The sequence below is a fragment of the Rhizobium sp. 10N427 genome, from assembly GCF_056394605.1.
In genome coordinates this window covers 73,365-87,411 of record NZ_JBFTID010000010.1, presented here as the reverse complement: position 1 = coordinate 87,411, position 14,047 = coordinate 73,365, and the positions used below count along the sequence as shown (strand labels likewise).

At 60.7% G+C, this 14,047-nt stretch carries 17 protein-coding genes; 7 read left to right on the top strand and 10 right to left on the bottom strand.

Annotation, left to right across the window (positions count from 1 at the left end; translation table 11 throughout):
• Nucleotides 1–56: 56 nt before the first annotated feature.
• Nucleotides 57–965, bottom strand: coding sequence for a CHAD domain-containing protein (locus AC1DIJ_RS20615; RefSeq protein ID WP_112385608.1), 909 nt, complete (start codon nucleotides 963–965; stop codon nucleotides 57–59).
• Entirely contained in the window at nucleotides 943–1,431 is a 489-nt protein-coding gene (locus tag AC1DIJ_RS20610) for a CYTH domain-containing protein (RefSeq protein WP_112385607.1), read from the bottom strand. Before AC1DIJ_RS20610 ends, AC1DIJ_RS20615 begins: the two co-directional genes overlap by 23 nt.
• 151 nt (nucleotides 1,432–1,582) lie before the next feature.
• Between AC1DIJ_RS20610 and AC1DIJ_RS20605 the strand changes: the two genes are divergently transcribed.
• The 4 genes from AC1DIJ_RS20605 to AC1DIJ_RS20590 all read left to right on the top strand — a co-directional run bounded on the left by AC1DIJ_RS20605 (nucleotide 1,583) and on the right by AC1DIJ_RS20590 (nucleotide 4,004).
• Nucleotides 1,583–2,221 (top strand): 2-dehydro-3-deoxy-phosphogluconate aldolase, encoded by a 639-nt coding sequence (locus AC1DIJ_RS20605; RefSeq protein WP_112385606.1) that lies wholly within the window; start codon nucleotides 1,583–1,585, stop codon nucleotides 2,219–2,221.
• Nucleotides 2,222–2,325: 104 nt separating this feature from the next.
• Complete coding sequence (locus AC1DIJ_RS20600) at nucleotides 2,326–3,048, top strand: tellurite resistance TerB family protein (protein ID WP_112385605.1); 723 nt, start codon at nucleotides 2,326–2,328, stop codon at nucleotides 3,046–3,048.
• 63 nt (nucleotides 3,049–3,111) lie between these two features.
• Nucleotides 3,112–3,801, top strand: coding sequence for a GNAT family N-acetyltransferase (locus AC1DIJ_RS20595; RefSeq protein ID WP_112385604.1), 690 nt, complete (start codon nucleotides 3,112–3,114; stop codon nucleotides 3,799–3,801).
• On the top strand, nucleotides 3,798–4,004 hold the full coding sequence (locus AC1DIJ_RS20590; protein ID WP_112385603.1) for a hypothetical protein: 207 nt from the start codon (nucleotides 3,798–3,800) through the stop codon (nucleotides 4,002–4,004). Before AC1DIJ_RS20595 ends, AC1DIJ_RS20590 begins: the two co-directional genes overlap by 4 nt.
• 3 nt (nucleotides 4,005–4,007) lie before the next feature.
• Here AC1DIJ_RS20590 and AC1DIJ_RS20585 read toward each other — a convergent pair whose 3' ends face one another.
• The 5 genes from AC1DIJ_RS20585 to AC1DIJ_RS20565 all read right to left on the bottom strand — a co-directional run bounded on the left by AC1DIJ_RS20585 (nucleotide 4,008) and on the right by AC1DIJ_RS20565 (nucleotide 7,277).
• Entirely contained in the window at nucleotides 4,008–5,054 is a 1,047-nt protein-coding gene (locus AC1DIJ_RS20585) for a nickel/cobalt transporter (protein WP_477831538.1), read from the bottom strand.
• 20 nt (nucleotides 5,055–5,074) lie between these two features.
• Nucleotides 5,075–5,716: a DUF1007 family protein gene (locus AC1DIJ_RS20580; protein WP_477831533.1), complete on the bottom strand. Its 642-nt coding sequence runs from the start codon at nucleotides 5,714–5,716 to the stop codon at nucleotides 5,075–5,077.
• 102 nt (nucleotides 5,717–5,818) lie between these two features.
• Nucleotides 5,819–6,712, bottom strand: coding sequence for a LysR family transcriptional regulator (locus AC1DIJ_RS20575; RefSeq protein WP_112385600.1), 894 nt, complete (start codon nucleotides 6,710–6,712; stop codon nucleotides 5,819–5,821).
• Nucleotides 6,713–6,738: 26 nt separating this feature from the next.
• Entirely contained in the window at nucleotides 6,739–7,065 is a 327-nt protein-coding gene (locus AC1DIJ_RS20570; RefSeq protein ID WP_112385724.1) for a type II toxin-antitoxin system PemK/MazF family toxin, read from the bottom strand.
• Nucleotides 7,062–7,277 (bottom strand): antitoxin MazE-like protein, encoded by a 216-nt coding sequence (locus AC1DIJ_RS20565; protein WP_310296888.1) that lies wholly within the window; start codon nucleotides 7,275–7,277, stop codon nucleotides 7,062–7,064. Before AC1DIJ_RS20565 ends, AC1DIJ_RS20570 begins: the two co-directional genes overlap by 4 nt.
• A 552-nt stretch (nucleotides 7,278–7,829) precedes the next feature.
• Here AC1DIJ_RS20565 and odc2 point away from each other — a divergent pair.
• Nucleotides 7,830–8,963, top strand: coding sequence for an ornithine/lysine decarboxylase (gene odc2 / locus AC1DIJ_RS20560; protein ID WP_112385599.1), 1,134 nt, complete (start codon nucleotides 7,830–7,832; stop codon nucleotides 8,961–8,963).
• A gap of 188 nt (nucleotides 8,964–9,151) precedes the next feature.
• Complete coding sequence (locus AC1DIJ_RS20555) at nucleotides 9,152–9,742, top strand: GNAT family N-acetyltransferase (protein ID WP_112385598.1); 591 nt, start codon at nucleotides 9,152–9,154, stop codon at nucleotides 9,740–9,742.
• Nucleotides 9,743–9,786: 44 nt separating this feature from the next.
• On the opposite strand, the gene AC1DIJ_RS20550 is transcribed toward AC1DIJ_RS20555, so the two are convergent.
• On the bottom strand, nucleotides 9,787–10,743 hold the full coding sequence (locus AC1DIJ_RS20550) for an NAD-dependent epimerase/dehydratase family protein (RefSeq protein ID WP_112385597.1): 957 nt from the start codon (nucleotides 10,741–10,743) through the stop codon (nucleotides 9,787–9,789).
• 179 nt (nucleotides 10,744–10,922) lie between these two features.
• Between AC1DIJ_RS20550 and AC1DIJ_RS20545 the strand changes: the two genes are divergently transcribed.
• Nucleotides 10,923–11,888: a serine hydrolase domain-containing protein gene (locus AC1DIJ_RS20545; RefSeq protein WP_477831537.1), complete on the top strand. Its 966-nt coding sequence runs from the start codon at nucleotides 10,923–10,925 to the stop codon at nucleotides 11,886–11,888.
• Nucleotides 11,889–11,911: 23 nt separating this feature from the next.
• On the opposite strand, the gene AC1DIJ_RS20540 is transcribed toward AC1DIJ_RS20545, so the two are convergent.
• Both AC1DIJ_RS20540 and AC1DIJ_RS20535 read right to left on the bottom strand, forming a co-directional pair.
• The gene (locus AC1DIJ_RS20540) at nucleotides 11,912–12,901 is read right to left on the bottom strand and encodes a WD40 repeat domain-containing protein (RefSeq protein WP_112385722.1); all 990 of its coding nucleotides are present in this window, start codon (nucleotides 12,899–12,901) and stop codon (nucleotides 11,912–11,914) included.
• The gene (locus tag AC1DIJ_RS20535) at nucleotides 12,901–13,977 is read right to left on the bottom strand and encodes a CobW family GTP-binding protein (protein WP_112385595.1); all 1,077 of its coding nucleotides are present in this window, start codon (nucleotides 13,975–13,977) and stop codon (nucleotides 12,901–12,903) included. The genes AC1DIJ_RS20540 and AC1DIJ_RS20535 overlap by 1 nt, the downstream gene beginning before the upstream one ends.
• Nucleotides 13,978–14,047 lie beyond the last annotated feature (70 nt).

Genomic DNA, 14,047 nt, shown 5'->3' with positions numbered 1-14,047 from the left:
TGGAAATACAGCTTTCGGCCCGTCAGTGCAATTGCCTGTTGGCGAAGGCGATCAAGTCACTTTTCCGCTGCGCGCCAGAGGAGCTGGATGCGCCCTGCTTCTTCACGGGGATCGTCGGCAAAGATGGTCCCTGCGATGATCAACGCCTCGCGGCGGTCGTCCTGCTGGCGGTGGATGATCGCATCGAGCAGGCGCGCAAGATCGTCGTTGCGGGTAAAGAGCTGCGGCTCGGCCTCTACCAGATCGCTGAGCACGGACAGATCGTGGACGTGTCCCAGACGATCCACCAGTGCCTTGGCCGCATCGCGCTTGGCTTTCATGGCAGTAGGCCAGAGGGCGGTCAGGAGTTTATGGTTGGCGCGGTAATCCTGCGTTCGCTTGCGCAGTTCATGGAAGGCGCTGTCGGACGCCTCGCCATGGCAGGCGTCAAGTGCGGCTCGTGCTTTCGCCGCCGTCCGCTCCCATCCCTTGGCAATCAGTTTCGCAGTCTTGTCGCGTTTGCCCGGAAAAGAGAGACCGTCCAGCGCTGCGATCGCCTCTTTCAGAATGCCGCTGGTTTCCAGAAGCTTCGGCTCGATCCCCGCCTCTGCCTCTGTCATCCAGTTCCGACGGGTTTCGAGAATGACTGCTATCCGCTCGAGTGAGGCGCGCTCGTCTTCATCGCGCGCATGAGATTGCAGATAGCGGACGGTTTCGATCAGCGCTTCGGCATCGCGAATGGTGGAGAGCGCCCTGGCGGCATCCCTTAGCCGGATATTCTCGCGTTTCCGGATTGCGCCCATCTCGCGGGCCACCAGCCTGTAGAGCGAGCGCACCTTTTTCAGGTTCTTGCGGAAGGCATGAATCGCCTCGTGTGTGCCATCCGGCCGCTGTTCGAGCATGCGGATCGCTTCCAGCAGTTCGCCGGTCGCAGCATCCTTGAAGCTCTCGGTAAAATCCGCGTCAGGCCGAATGCGGAAGGGCATGGCGGTCGTACTGGTATTCGGTCGCCAGCGCCTGGTTCGAGTAGTGGAAATCGCCGGTGACCTCGCGGCCTAGCCACGAGGGCAGGGAGGGGCTGTCGGTTTCCGCCTTCAGTTCGACTTCCGCAATCACGAGGCCGCGATGGGGGCCGCCAAAGACATCGACTTCCCAGATGAAGCCTTCGTGGGGCACGCGGTAGCGGGTCTTCTCGATGACGATACCGATGGCGTTTTCCATCAGTTCCTCGGCATCGGGGACGGGGATATCATATTCGAATTCGTCGCGCGTCAGGGTGCTGCGGCCGATCTTCATTGTCAGCCGGGCGCTGCTGTCATCGAGGATACGCACCCGGACGGAACGGTCGTCCATCGAGGCGACGTAAGCCTGCTTGAGAATTGCCTTCGATACGGCCTTGGCGCGCCATCCATCGGTGCGTACCAGAAACTTCCGCTCGATTTCCTTCGCCATTGCCAGTGACCTTTCGTGACGAGGGGCTAAGCTAGCGCAAAAAAATAATGGTTCAAACCCATTTATGCCAAAGATCGGTTTGGTCTCGACAAAGTGTACCCTTGGGCGTATCTCGGAGCCCGAATTTCAATCGTTTCAAAGGATCTTGGCCATGGGCGAAAAGACACAGAAGCTCCTTTCCATCCTCAAGCTTCAGCCGGTCGTTCCGGTGCTCATCATCGACGACGTGAAGTCCGGCGTTTCTCTGGCGCGTGCGCTGGTCGCCGGCGGTCTGAAGGCCATCGAGATCACCATGCGGACCCCGGTCGCGCTCGAAGCCGTGCGCGCCGTTGCCGACGAAGTGGAAGGCGCTGAAGTTGGTGCCGGGACGATCCTTAATGCCGCCCATTGGGAAGCTGCCGTTGCCGCAGGCTCGAAGTTCATCGTCAGCCCCGGCGCGACGCAGGAACTGCTCGATGCCGCGGCCCAGTCTCCCGTTCCGCTGCTGCCGGGCGCAGCAACGGTGAGTGAAGTGATGGCACTTCGCGAAGAGGGCTACCAGGTCCTCAAGTTCTTCCCCGCCGAACAGGCAGGCGGCGCCGCCTATCTCAAGGCTCTGTCTTCGCCGCTCGCCGGCATGCTGTTTTGCCCGACCGGCGGCATCTCGCTGAAGAACGCCAATGATTACCTGTCGCTGCCGAACGTTGTCTGCGTCGGCGGCTCCTGGGTTGCGCCGAAGGAGCTGGTTGCCGCGGGCGACTGGGCAGGCATCACCAAGCTTGCAGCCGAAGCTGCAGCGCTGCAGGCCTGACATTTAAGTGATCGCTATTGATGCAGGCGCCTTGCGCCTGCATTTGTATTTACAGTTGCACTTCCTATCTTCATCCCAGCCTTAAAACAGGGAGACGACGGGGAATGTTCGACGCAAAGAAGCTTCTTGATCAGTTTTTGGGATCGCAGATCCCGGGTGTTGGCGGCAGTGTTCGCGATCGCGCGGGCGGTGCGGTGCAGCTTGCCAAGGACAATCCATGGAAGGCCGGAGCGCTGGCGACAGCCCTTCTCGGCACCAAGACCGGCCGCAGCATTGCCGGCAATGCGCTGACGATCGGCGGGCTGGCCGCTATCGCCGGCCTCGGCTATCAGGCCTACAAGAATTATCAGGCCGGGCAGACGCCTGCCGCTCCTGCGGCGCCCTCACAGCAACCATCGACGCCGCTTGTTCTTGCTCCGCCTGTCGATTCCGGTTTTGGCCCGCAGTCGCCTGCTGCCAGCAATGAGTTCGTGCTGGTGCTGATCCGTGCCATGATCGCCGCTGCCAAGGCCGACGGGCATATCGATGATGCCGAACGTGCACTGATCATGGGCAAGATGAAGGCCGCTGATGTCAGCGGCGAAGCTGCCGCTTTCATTGAGAAGGAATTGGCCTCGCCAACCGATCTCGACGCGCTTGTTGGCGCTGCCCGGACTGAGGAGCAGAAGGTGGAACTTTATACCGCCTCGCGCCTGACGATCGAGCCGGATTCCCGTGCCGAGCGCGGCTATCTCGATCTGCTGGCGGGCCGTCTCGGTCTTGCCGATGCGCTGGTCGATCATATCGAGGCAACTGTGTCTTCCGCGAAGGTGACGCTGTCACAGTGACAAAGGGGCCGGTTGCCTTTCCGGGGCGGCTGGCCTATCCACTCTTCCACCAGAGGAGTGACCATGCGCGATCTTTCCACCTACAAGGTTTCCGCCCCCGGCTATGTGACGCTGAAGGGCCGCTATGTGACGGTTGAGCCGTTCGTCCGCGAACAGCATCTGCAGGCCTTGTGGGATGGGCTTGGCGGCATGGGCATCAATCCGCTGCTTCTCTATTTCGCACAGGACGATTTCGGCGGTATCGAGGATTTCGGTACGTGGCTCGACAACGCCAAGAAAGGCGGCTGGCTGACGCATATCTTCCGTGACAATGCGACGGGCGAAATCGTCGGGATGGCGAACTATATGCGCGCCGATCCCGCGAATGGCGTTGTCGAAATCGGCGGTGTTGCTCATGGCGCCGCGATGAAGCGTTCACCGCTGTCCACCGAAGCGCATTACCTGATGGCCAAGCATGTGTTCGAGGACCTCGGCTACCGCCGCTACGAATGGAAGTGCGACAACAACAACGAGCCGAGCAAGACAACCGCGGCCCGCTATGGCTTCACCTTCGAAGGCGTCTTCCGCCAGCACATGATCTCGAAGCGCCGCAACCGCGATACCGCCTGGTTTTCGATGATCGACAGCGAGTGGCCGCTGCTCGACGATGCCTTCAAGGCATGGCTGTCGCCTGATAATTTCGATGGAAACGGAGACCAGAAGCGCAAGCTGCAGGACATTCGCGCCGATCTGGAAAAGGAACGGCTGGCATGAGCCCCGAAAGCCGTTCGCAGGCCGTTGCCGCAGCCGTCATTCTCCTGGTTGCAGGGCTGGTCATCTATTTCCTGCCAACCCTGGTTTTGTGGATCGGCCAGTATTCGCCGCCGCTCGCCTTCGCGGTCGGTGCGATCCTGCTGCTTGGTTTCTTCGCGATCTTCTGGTTGCGCGCCCGCTATCAGCGAAACAAGAGCCGCTGAGCGTCAGCCCTGCAGGGAGGCGCCGAGAAGCAGGGCGCCGAAGCAGATGACGAGTATGGCGCCGAGAATCTCGATCGCATTGCCGATCCAGACAGATGTCACCGAGCCCCGGCCGGCGATGCGAACGGCAGCACCCTTGGCTGTCACGGCAAGCGTTGCGAGGATCGCGACGGTGATCGCCGTGCCGAAGGACATGGCGAGCACGGAAAGCATGCCGCCGAGATAAAGCCCGTTCAGCAGCGAAAAAGTCATGACCAGCAACGCGCCGGAGCAGGGACGCAGTCCGACGGCGATGATCGCCGACCAGGCTTCGCGGATGCTGAACGTATCGGAGCCAAGCAATGACGGATCCGGTATATGCGACTGGCCACAGGTTTCGCAGGCCATGCCCGATATGAAATTATGGCCGGCGCTGCGAGCCTGGGTCTCGCCGAATGCGTAGGCGTTCTTTTCCGTCTCGTTATCTTTCCAGTCGAGCATCATGCTGACCGGCCCTTCCGGCGTCGCCACGACTTCGCGTTTCGGCATGCCTGAGATCATCGAGCGTAGCTTGCGGAAGAGAAGCCAGCCGCCGAAGGCAATCACCATGACGAAGCTGGCGATCTCCATGGCATGCGTTGCCTGAGTCAGCGTGATCCCGCTGCCGCGCAACACCAGCCACGCTCCGCCGACGAGCGCGACGGCGACGATGCCCTGGATGAAGGCCGAGATGAAGGAGATGACGACGCCGCGGCGAAGCTCGACTTCGTTGGCAATCATATAGGACGAGATGACCGCTTTGCCGTGACCGGGGCCGGCCGCGTGAAAGACGCCATAGGCAAAGGACAAGCCGATCAGTGACGTCAACTGCCAGGGATCCTGGCGCATCGCCTTCAGGGCGCCGGTCAGCGCCCGGTAGAAGGCCTGCTGTTCGTAATTCACATAGGCAAGAAGAGGTGCAAGCGGGCCGCCGATAGGCTGGAAGCTCGGCTCTGCGGTTCCAATCCCGAGTGGAGACTGCGCGTGCGCGGCGCTGACGGCCACGGCCATCATCAGGGCCGCCGCGGGCATGAGGAACGGGATGGATCGTTTCAGCATGAGATCTCAAGCCTGGTGGCAAAGAGTTTCGACATGTTGGTGCCGGTCGGGTCGTTAAAGAAGGCGTCGGTCAGGGATTGCTTGTTTTCTGAAATGACCTGGTCGGGGTCGGGGCGCAGAACGTCATGCTTGCAGCCMTTGAAGCCATCGCCGACCAGCACGAGTTCGTTGTCGGACGGAAAGTCGATCGAAGTGTAGAGCGTTGGATCGTAGACGCCGAAGGTCAACTTGCTTTTCAGCGGCATCGGCTGCGAAGGCTTGACTGCAAAGAACATCAGCAGCTGGCCCTCCTTGTAATCGACATGGATGATGTCGGGCTTCTCGACCGTGACGTTTTTCCCATCGACGGTCATGTTCATGTAGTAGTCGTAGTCGGCCAGCGAATCCCGCACTGTCTTGCCGACTTCGGCAAGTTCGTTCGGCTCAAGCTTCAGGTCGGTGTTCTTGTCGAAATCCATGACGACGGACGATGAGAAGACCTCGTCGAAGCGCCAGATGTTTCTCAGCTCCTGGATCGTGCCATCCGGTGCTGCGACCACCTCGAGCCGGGCTTCCACGAAGATGTGCGGATGCGCCATGGCTGCGACGGGCGCGAGTGCCAGCAGGCCGGCGATCGGAAGCGTGGATTTTTTCATGCGTCGGCTTATCGCTCTGCCCAAATCGGTTGGAGTTTTCTTGCCTGACAATGGGACGGAATTGGGACCGGTCTCAAGGTGGCAAAGTGAATCAGCCGTGGCTCAGCTATGCTTCTTGAACCAGCCGTGCAGGTAATCGACGAAGATGCGGACCTTGGCCGGGAGATAGCGCCGGTGCGGATAGACGGCGTAAATGCCGCGATCGGTGGGGATATAGTCGTTGAACAGCGTCACCAGACGGCCGTCCTCGATCGGCTTGCGGGCGATGAAATCAGGGATCAGCGCGATGCCGAGGCCTGACAGCGCTGCGCGTAATGTCGCATGCGGGCTGTTCACCTCCATTGGCCCGGAGACGGCGACGGTAAACGTCGTGCTGTCCGGATTGTAGAAGTGGATGCTCGCCTGTGTGCGCGAGTTCCGGTCGACGATGAACGGTACATTGGCGAGATCGGACGGATGCTCGATATCAGGATAGCGCTCCAGAAATTCCGGCGTCGCGCAGATATGGACGCGAAAATCGGAGATCTTGCGGGCGATCATCCCGGAGTCTTCGAGTTTGGTGACGCGGATCGCCAGATCGAAGCCTTCCTCGATCAGATCGACGAAGCGGTCATCGGCGGCGATCTCTAGCTGCAGATCCGGGTTCTCCTTGGCGAAATCAATCAGGCACTGGCCGACATCGGCATCGACGAAAGTGCGCGGGACCGAGATCTTCAGGCGCCCCTTCAGCTGCGCGTTATTCTCGCGGACGAGATCGGCGAGATTGTCGATCTCCTTCAGGATGTCTGATGCCGTCCGGTAATAGGTATGACCGGCCTCGGTCATCGAGAACTGGCGGGTGGTGCGGTTCAGCAGCAGAGCGCCGAGCTCGTCTTCCAGTTCCCGGACATATTTGGACAGCAGCGCCTTGGAGCGGCCGGTCCGGCGCGCGGCGGCGGAAAAGCCCTCGGCTTCGACGACATCGATGAAGGCACGTATGCGGGTGAGCGTGTCCATATGTCTTTTATCCAGGTTCTAGGAGGTCAATCTACGAGACCGAGAAGGAATGCAAGCGCGGCATCGAGCTGGCGCAGCTCGGTTTCGGTCATGTGTCCGATGATCTTTCCGACTTTCTCTCGCGGCACGCCGATAACCTTGTCGGTCATAATCTGAGAACGAATTCGCAAACCCGTTCCTTCGGCCACATCCAGAATCGGCCGGAAATCAGATTCCACGATTGTTGAACTGATCGGACAGACGACGACAGAGGCATGTTCCTGGGAAATGGCGTTGGTTTGCACAACGACAGCGGGCCTAGGCTTTCCATAATCGCCGGATATCGCGATCGTGACGATGTCGCCACGTTTCATTCCGGCCATGTCCAGCCACGGAGGTCGGCAGCTGCCTCAATCCACTCCAGAACTTCCCGCTCATCATCCTTGTTAAGAGCGGCGACCTGCTTTGCAATGCGCCTTCTCACTTCGGGAGAGCGGGCATCGAGCGCAACGATGCGCACTTCGCGAAGGTGGTTGGCCTTCCGCCGCTCTCTCATCGCCTTCATGCGTTCTGCGGCGGCCGACATTGGCACTTCCTCCGATTTTTCCAAGGATAAGTGTAACGCGTGACGTCTCGGCACGCAATTCGGCGCATTTTTCGCGGCTTTGATTTTTTGCGGCAGGGGTCAAAAAAATTCTTGATTATGACGACGAATATTCTTATCTCGTCCTCAGCCCAAAGTCGCACGTGCCCATGGGTGTCCGCCGAACCCTCGAATTGGTGAGGAAATCGGTAAGGTACCTGGAATTAACCCCTCCAGTCGCTATTCCGGCCAACCGGAAAATGCGAGGACGCCTGAAGCAACGACGGTGCGGGCCTTTTTGTTCTCTCCCTGCTTTCCATCAGCGGGGGTTACTGAAGAGGCACACCTTCATTGCCGGAAGTGCGGTAGGGAACCCCCTCCAATCCATGGCAGACAAAGCCGAATCCATGTCGCGTATGCGGCGTCGATTCATCATTTGCGCATCGAGCGCTTGCTATGGTTCCGGGGTCTCCACCGGCTGGTTCCAATGCGAGTTCCCGTATGCCCTTTGTCCTCCGGTTTTTACCGGAGCTCTGGAATTGAAAAGGGATTGACATGACCACTCAGCGCATCCGCGACTTTCTCGCAACCCGACGTCCCGACGGTCCCTGCCTCGTGGTCGACCTCGACGTCGTGCGTGACAACTTCTCCGCTTTCCGTCACGCCATGCCGGACAGCGCCATCTACTACGCCGTCAAGGCAAACCCGGCTCCTGAAGTCCTGAAGCTGCTCGCCGACATGGGCTCCAACTTCGATTGCGCGTCCGTCGCCGAAATCGAAATGGCGCTGAATGCCGGTGCGACCGCTGCCCGTATTTCCTACGGCAACACGATCAAGAAGGAACGCGACGTTGCCCGCGCGCATGCGCTCGGCGTCAGCCTCTTCGCCGTCGATAGCCATGAGGAAGTCGAGAAGATCTCGCGTGCCGCTCCCGGCGCCCGTGTTTTCTGCCGCGTTCTGACAGATGGCGAAGGCGCCGAATGGCCGCTGTCGCGCAAGTTCGGCTGCGTGCCGCAGATGGCCGTCGACGTTCTCGTCTACGCTCACCAGCTCGGCCTCGAGTCCTACGGTGTGTCGTTCCACGTCGGTTCGCAGATGACCAAGGTCGATGCCTGGGATTCGGCGCTCGCCGATGCCAAGCGCGTCTTCGTTCAGCTGGCCAAGCAGGGCATCCACCTGCAGATGGTCAACATGGGCGGCGGCTTCCCGACCAAGTACCTGCGTGACGTTCCGACGGCGGAAGCCTATGGCCGTGCGATCTACCAGAGCCTTCGTGACCACTTCGGCAACAACCTGCCGAAGACGATCATCGAGCCGGGCCGCGGCATGGTCGGCAATGCGGGTGTCATCAAGACCGAAGTCGTGCTGATCTCGAAGAAGTCGGACAACGATGCTGCCCGCTGGGTGTTCCTCGACATCGGCAAGTTCGGCGGTCTGGCCGAAACCATGGACGAAGCCATTCGTTACCCGATCCGCACCGAGCGCGACGGCGACGAAATGGAGCCATGCGTCATCGCCGGCCCGACCTGCGATTCCGCAGATGTGCTGTACGAGAAGAACCTGTATCCGCTGCCGCTCACTCTTTCGATCGGCGACGAGATCCTGATCGAAGGCACCGGCGCATACACGACGACCTATTCGGCTGTCGCGTTCAACGGCTTCGAGCCGCTGAAGGCCTACATTATCTGATCTAGCTCGCCCCGTGGCCAGCCGGGGCGGCAAACTCACAATTCCTTTTCATCGCCGCTAACTACGGTATTGGAGCCGCGCGCGGGCCGAGGCCCGCGCAAAGCTTGGCTCCAAAAACCTTTAGTGGCGCATGTTCGTACAATTCAGGCTTCGCCTGAATTCGACATGCACAGGTACGGGAGGCCACGATGGCCGCTGTTCTTGATTCTGTCCGCGCATTCTTTGCGCCCTCTGTTTTCACCATCGACGCCGAAAATCCCTCGGATGTCGTAGCCCGCGAGAATTTACTCGATCGTGCCATGGGTCCGAACCGCCGCAAGAAGTCGTCGGAAAAGATCCGTCGCGGCCGTATTCCGGCCGAAGGCCTGGCTCTCGTCGCCCGTGATGGCGACGGCCATGTCATCGGCACTGTCCGTCTCTGGAATGTCGAAGCCGGCGTCAACAGCGAAGGCACGCCGATCAATGCGCTTCTGCTCGGACCGCTCGCCGTCGATGCCGCCTTTGAAGGCAAGGGCATTGGTGCGGCGCTGATGCGCGCTGCGATTCTCGAAGCCAAGAACCGTCAGCACGGCGCAATCCTGCTGGTCGGCGATGCGGCCTATTACGAGCGCTTCGGCTTCTTTGCCGAAGGCGCCTGCCATCTCGTCATGCCCGGCCCGTTCGAACGTTCGCGCTTTCTGGCGCTTGAACTCGTCGAAGGCTGGCTTGACGGCGCAGCCGGCATGATCGTTCCCACGGGGCGCATGCTGACGAGCGCGCCGGTCCGGAAGGCGGCCTGACCGGTAACAAGCCTCTCTCCCGAAAGGAGAGGGGCTTTTTTGTTTCAGCCCTTGATCTTGCCCTTGTCGATCAGCCAGTCGACTGACTCCTGGACAGCTTCAAGCGAGCTGTAGCGCGGCCGGAAATCCAGGAGATGCCGGGCCTTCGCCATCGAGCAGTTCGGGCTGCGGGCGATGTGCTCCCACGTCGCCTTGGCATCCTCGGGCGTCTCATCTGCCTTCCACGCATCATACGGTTTGTAGGCCAGGTTCGGCTCATGGCCGAACCAGCGATACATCGCTTCGGCATAGCCGCGCAGTGTCAGCGCCTGTTCGGAAACGGCATGGAAAGCCTCGCCGGTCGAAGCGCGCCAGTTGCCGATCGCCGCCATGAAGAGTGCTGCGATATCATCGGCGTGAACATGGTGCACCGTTTCCAGGCCGAAATTGGCGAGCGTCAGCTGCTCGCCGCGGGCGATGGTCTCGAAGGCTGCGAGGTTGAAATGCCCGGCCGGATTGAGCGGCGCCCAGCCGCGGCCGACGATATGGCCCGGATGGATCAGTGTTACTGGCAGGCCGCGCAGCTTCGCGGCTTCCAGCAGATAGTCTTCGATCGCCTTCTTCTGGATGCCGTATTCGCCGAAGGGAGCTTTCGGCGCGTCTTCGCGTGTCGGCACGGCAAGCGAATGGCCATGCGTCCAGATCGTGCCGGTGTGCAGCAGATGGCCGACATGGCCGTTCAGCGCTTCGCCGAGTTCGCGGGCGCTATCAAGGGTGAAACAGATTTTGTCTATGACGATATCCGCCTTCAGCGCACGGATTGCCCGGCCGAAGCTGCCGTCGCGCTCAAGAGCGGCGCGGTCCATCTGCCTGGTCTCGATGCTCTTCCAGGCCGCGTGCGGCAAATACGGCTCTAAAGTGCCGCGGCTGACGGCGATGACCTGGTGGCCCGCCTCGACAAGCCGCGGCACCAGATAGGTGCCGACGTGACCCGTTGCTCCGATAACGACGACGCCTGCCATGACCTTCTCCTCCATCCATCCGGCCGCGACTATGTCGCGCCGGGCATGCTGGGGGCAAGGGGCTTCATAACGTTTCACGTCCACGTGAAACGGCTCGGCTCGGTGGTGATTTTCTGTCGCGATGGCCCTAGGTGAGGGGCATGCTAAGAATTATCGCCGCCGCCCTCTTTGTCATCGCCATGCCGCTTGCCGCTTTCGCGGAGGACAAGCAGCTGGCAGGATTGCTCAATAGCCTCGGTAACAGACAGGAACTGGTGCCGCTGAAGACCGTCGTTATTGCCAGGAATGGCGAGATCGTTGCCGAGCAGGGGTATCGTGGCCACACGACCTCTGAGTCCGCGAATATCAAATCGGCTTCGAAGTCGATCATCTCGGCTCTGGTCGGGATCGCCATCTCGAAGGGCCTGCTGGAAGGGCCGGATCAGAAGATCACGCCGATCCTCAAGGCCGATCTCCCTGATAATCCCGATCCGCGGCTCAATGACATCACAATCGGCAACCTGCTCTCGATGCAGGCAGGGCTTGGGCGCATGTCGGGGCCGAACTATGGACGATGGGTCTCCAGCCGAAACTGGGTCCGCTTCGCACTGGCCCAGCCTTTCGATGACGCGCCGGGCGGCCAGATGCTCTATTCCACGGCATCGACGCACCTGCTCTCGGCGATCCTCACCAAAGTCGGCGGCAAATCGACTTTAGCCTTGGCGCGCGAATGGCTGGAGCCCGTTCAAGGTTTCCGCATCGGCGCATGGGAGCGGGATCCGCAAGGCATCTATCTCGGCGGCAATCAGATGGCGATGAGCGCACGATCGCTGCTGGCCTTCGGCGAGCTTTACCGCAATGGCGGCAAGACGGCTGATGGTGTGCAGGTCGTGTCCGCGGACTGGATTGCCCAGTCGTGGCAGCAACGAACCAATTCGCGCTTTTCGGGAGACGGTTACGGCTATGGCTGGTTCGAGCGGCAGATCGGCGGTGAGACGGTCCATTTCGCCTGGGGCTATGGCGGGCAGATGCTTTACATCGTTCCGTCGCTGAACCTCACGGTGGCGATGACTTCCGCGGAAAGCGGCCCGTCAGCGCGCAACGGTTATCGTGACGCGCTGCATGAGCTGCTGGCGGATATTATCGAGACGGCGAAGACGTCGTGAAGGCGGCTGGCGCCGCCATCAACTCAGGCCGAGATATCGACCACGCCGCAATCGCCGGCTTCGGAGGCGAAGGCCAGCAGCTTGCCGTTCTTGCTCCAGCTCATGGCGGTGATCGAACCCTTGCCGGGGCGGCGGATCAGGGCTTCCTTGTTGTCGGCAAGGCGAACGGCAAGGATCATGCCGTCGATGAAGCCGATCGCCAGGATATCCTCTGCCGGATGAAACTTGACCGCAGTTGCCATGATGTTGGCGCGGGTGCCAAGTTCCAGCGGCGATTTCCCCATCGGGCCGTCCTTGCCCTGGAAGGGCCAGACAATGGCAGCGGGAGCACCTGACGAGGCGAGCCATTTGCCCTTGGCGGACCACGACAGCGACTTCACCTTGGCCGGATAGCCGGTCATGCGCATGTGGCGGGCCTCGGTGCCGGGCTTGATATCCAGCTTCCAGCCGTGCAGGGCGTTTTCCTGCATCGAGGTGACGAGGAAATTGCCATCGGGCGAGAAGGTGACACCCGTATGGGCGCCCTTCCATTCGAGGTCGACAGGCTTGGCTGCCGTCGAAACCCAGTGCAGCGACACACCATTGTAGCGGGCAGCGGCAATGCGCAGACCTTTCGGCGCGAAGGCCAGGCCTTCGACGGTGCGTTCTTCGGTGAATTCCTTGGTCTCACCATTGGCGAGGCGCACGAAGGCGCTCTTGCCATAGGAATAGGCAATGGCGCCCTGCGGGCCGGCGGCAAGCTGCGAGATCCACTTGCGCGGCGCGCTGGCGATCTCGGTCACGGAAGCATCGGCGCCGATGCGCAGCACCTTGCCGTCTTCGCCGCCTGAAATCAGGCTTTCGCTATAGGGATCGCGGATGCAGGTGAGCATGCCCTGGTGGGCTTCGGAAACCTTCTCGGCGCCATCCAGCCGGTGGAACGTGCCATTGGCATTGGCGAAGAAGGGGGTGTCACCTAAAAATTCGACGGCCAGGATGTGGCCGTCGAGATCAAGCGGAGCAACTGTTGGCATCAGGCCGCGGCCTCGCATGCCTTGAAGGAGGCTTCGAGCTTTTCGCGGTCGAGCTCACGGCCGATGAAGACGAGACGGGTCTCATGCTTCTCACCGTCCTTCCACGGACGCTGATGATCGCCTTCGACGATCATGTGCACGCCCTGAACGACATAGCGCTCGGCATCGTCCTTGAAGGCGATGATGCCCTTCAAGCGCAGGATATTCGGACCCTGCGTCTGGGTGATCTTCTGGATCCAGGGGAAGAAGCGTTCGGCAATCATTTCGCCGCCGCGCAGCGATACCGACTGCACCGTCACGTCATGGATCGGCGATACGGCGCCATGGTGATGATGGTCGTGTCCGTGGTCGTGATCATGGTGGTGATGATCGTGATCGCAGTCCGGGCCGCAGACGTGGTCGTCATGGCCATGCTCGAGGAAATGCGGGTCATTTTCCAGCGCACGCTCGAGATTGAAGGCGCCCTGATCGAGCACGCGGGCGAGATCGACGCCGGAGCGGTTGGTCTTGTAGACGCGGGCCGATGGGTTGATGGCGCGGACGATATCCTCGATCTGCGCCAGCTCTTCGGCGGTCACGAGGTCGGTCTTGTTGATGAGGATAACGTCGGCGAAGGCGATCTGGTCTTCGGCTTCGCGGCTGTCCTTCAGGCGCARCGGCAGATGCTTGGCATCGACTAGGGCGACCACGGCATCGAGCTCGGTCTTGGCGCGGACGTCGTCATCCATGAAGAAAGTCTGGGCGACCGGAACCGGATCAGCAAGGCCCGTCGTTTCGACGATGATGCCGTCGAAGCGGCCGGGGCGGCGCATCAGGCCTTCGACGACGCGGATCAGGTCACCGCGCACCGTGCAACAGACACAGCCGTTGTTCATCTCGTAGATTTCTTCGTCGGACTCGACGATCAGGTCGTTGTCGATGCCGATCTCGCCGAATTCGTTGACGATGACAGCATATTTCTTGCCATGATTTTCGGACAGGATGCGGTTCAGCAGCGTCGTCTTGCCGGCACCGAGATAACCGGTGAGCACGGTAACGGGAATGGGCTTCTGCTGGGTGGAGATTGCGTCGGTCATGAGAACCTCGAAGAAATGGGCGTGCGGCCGCAGGGGCTAAAAACGGTCGGTTTCATATAAGGAGTTGGGA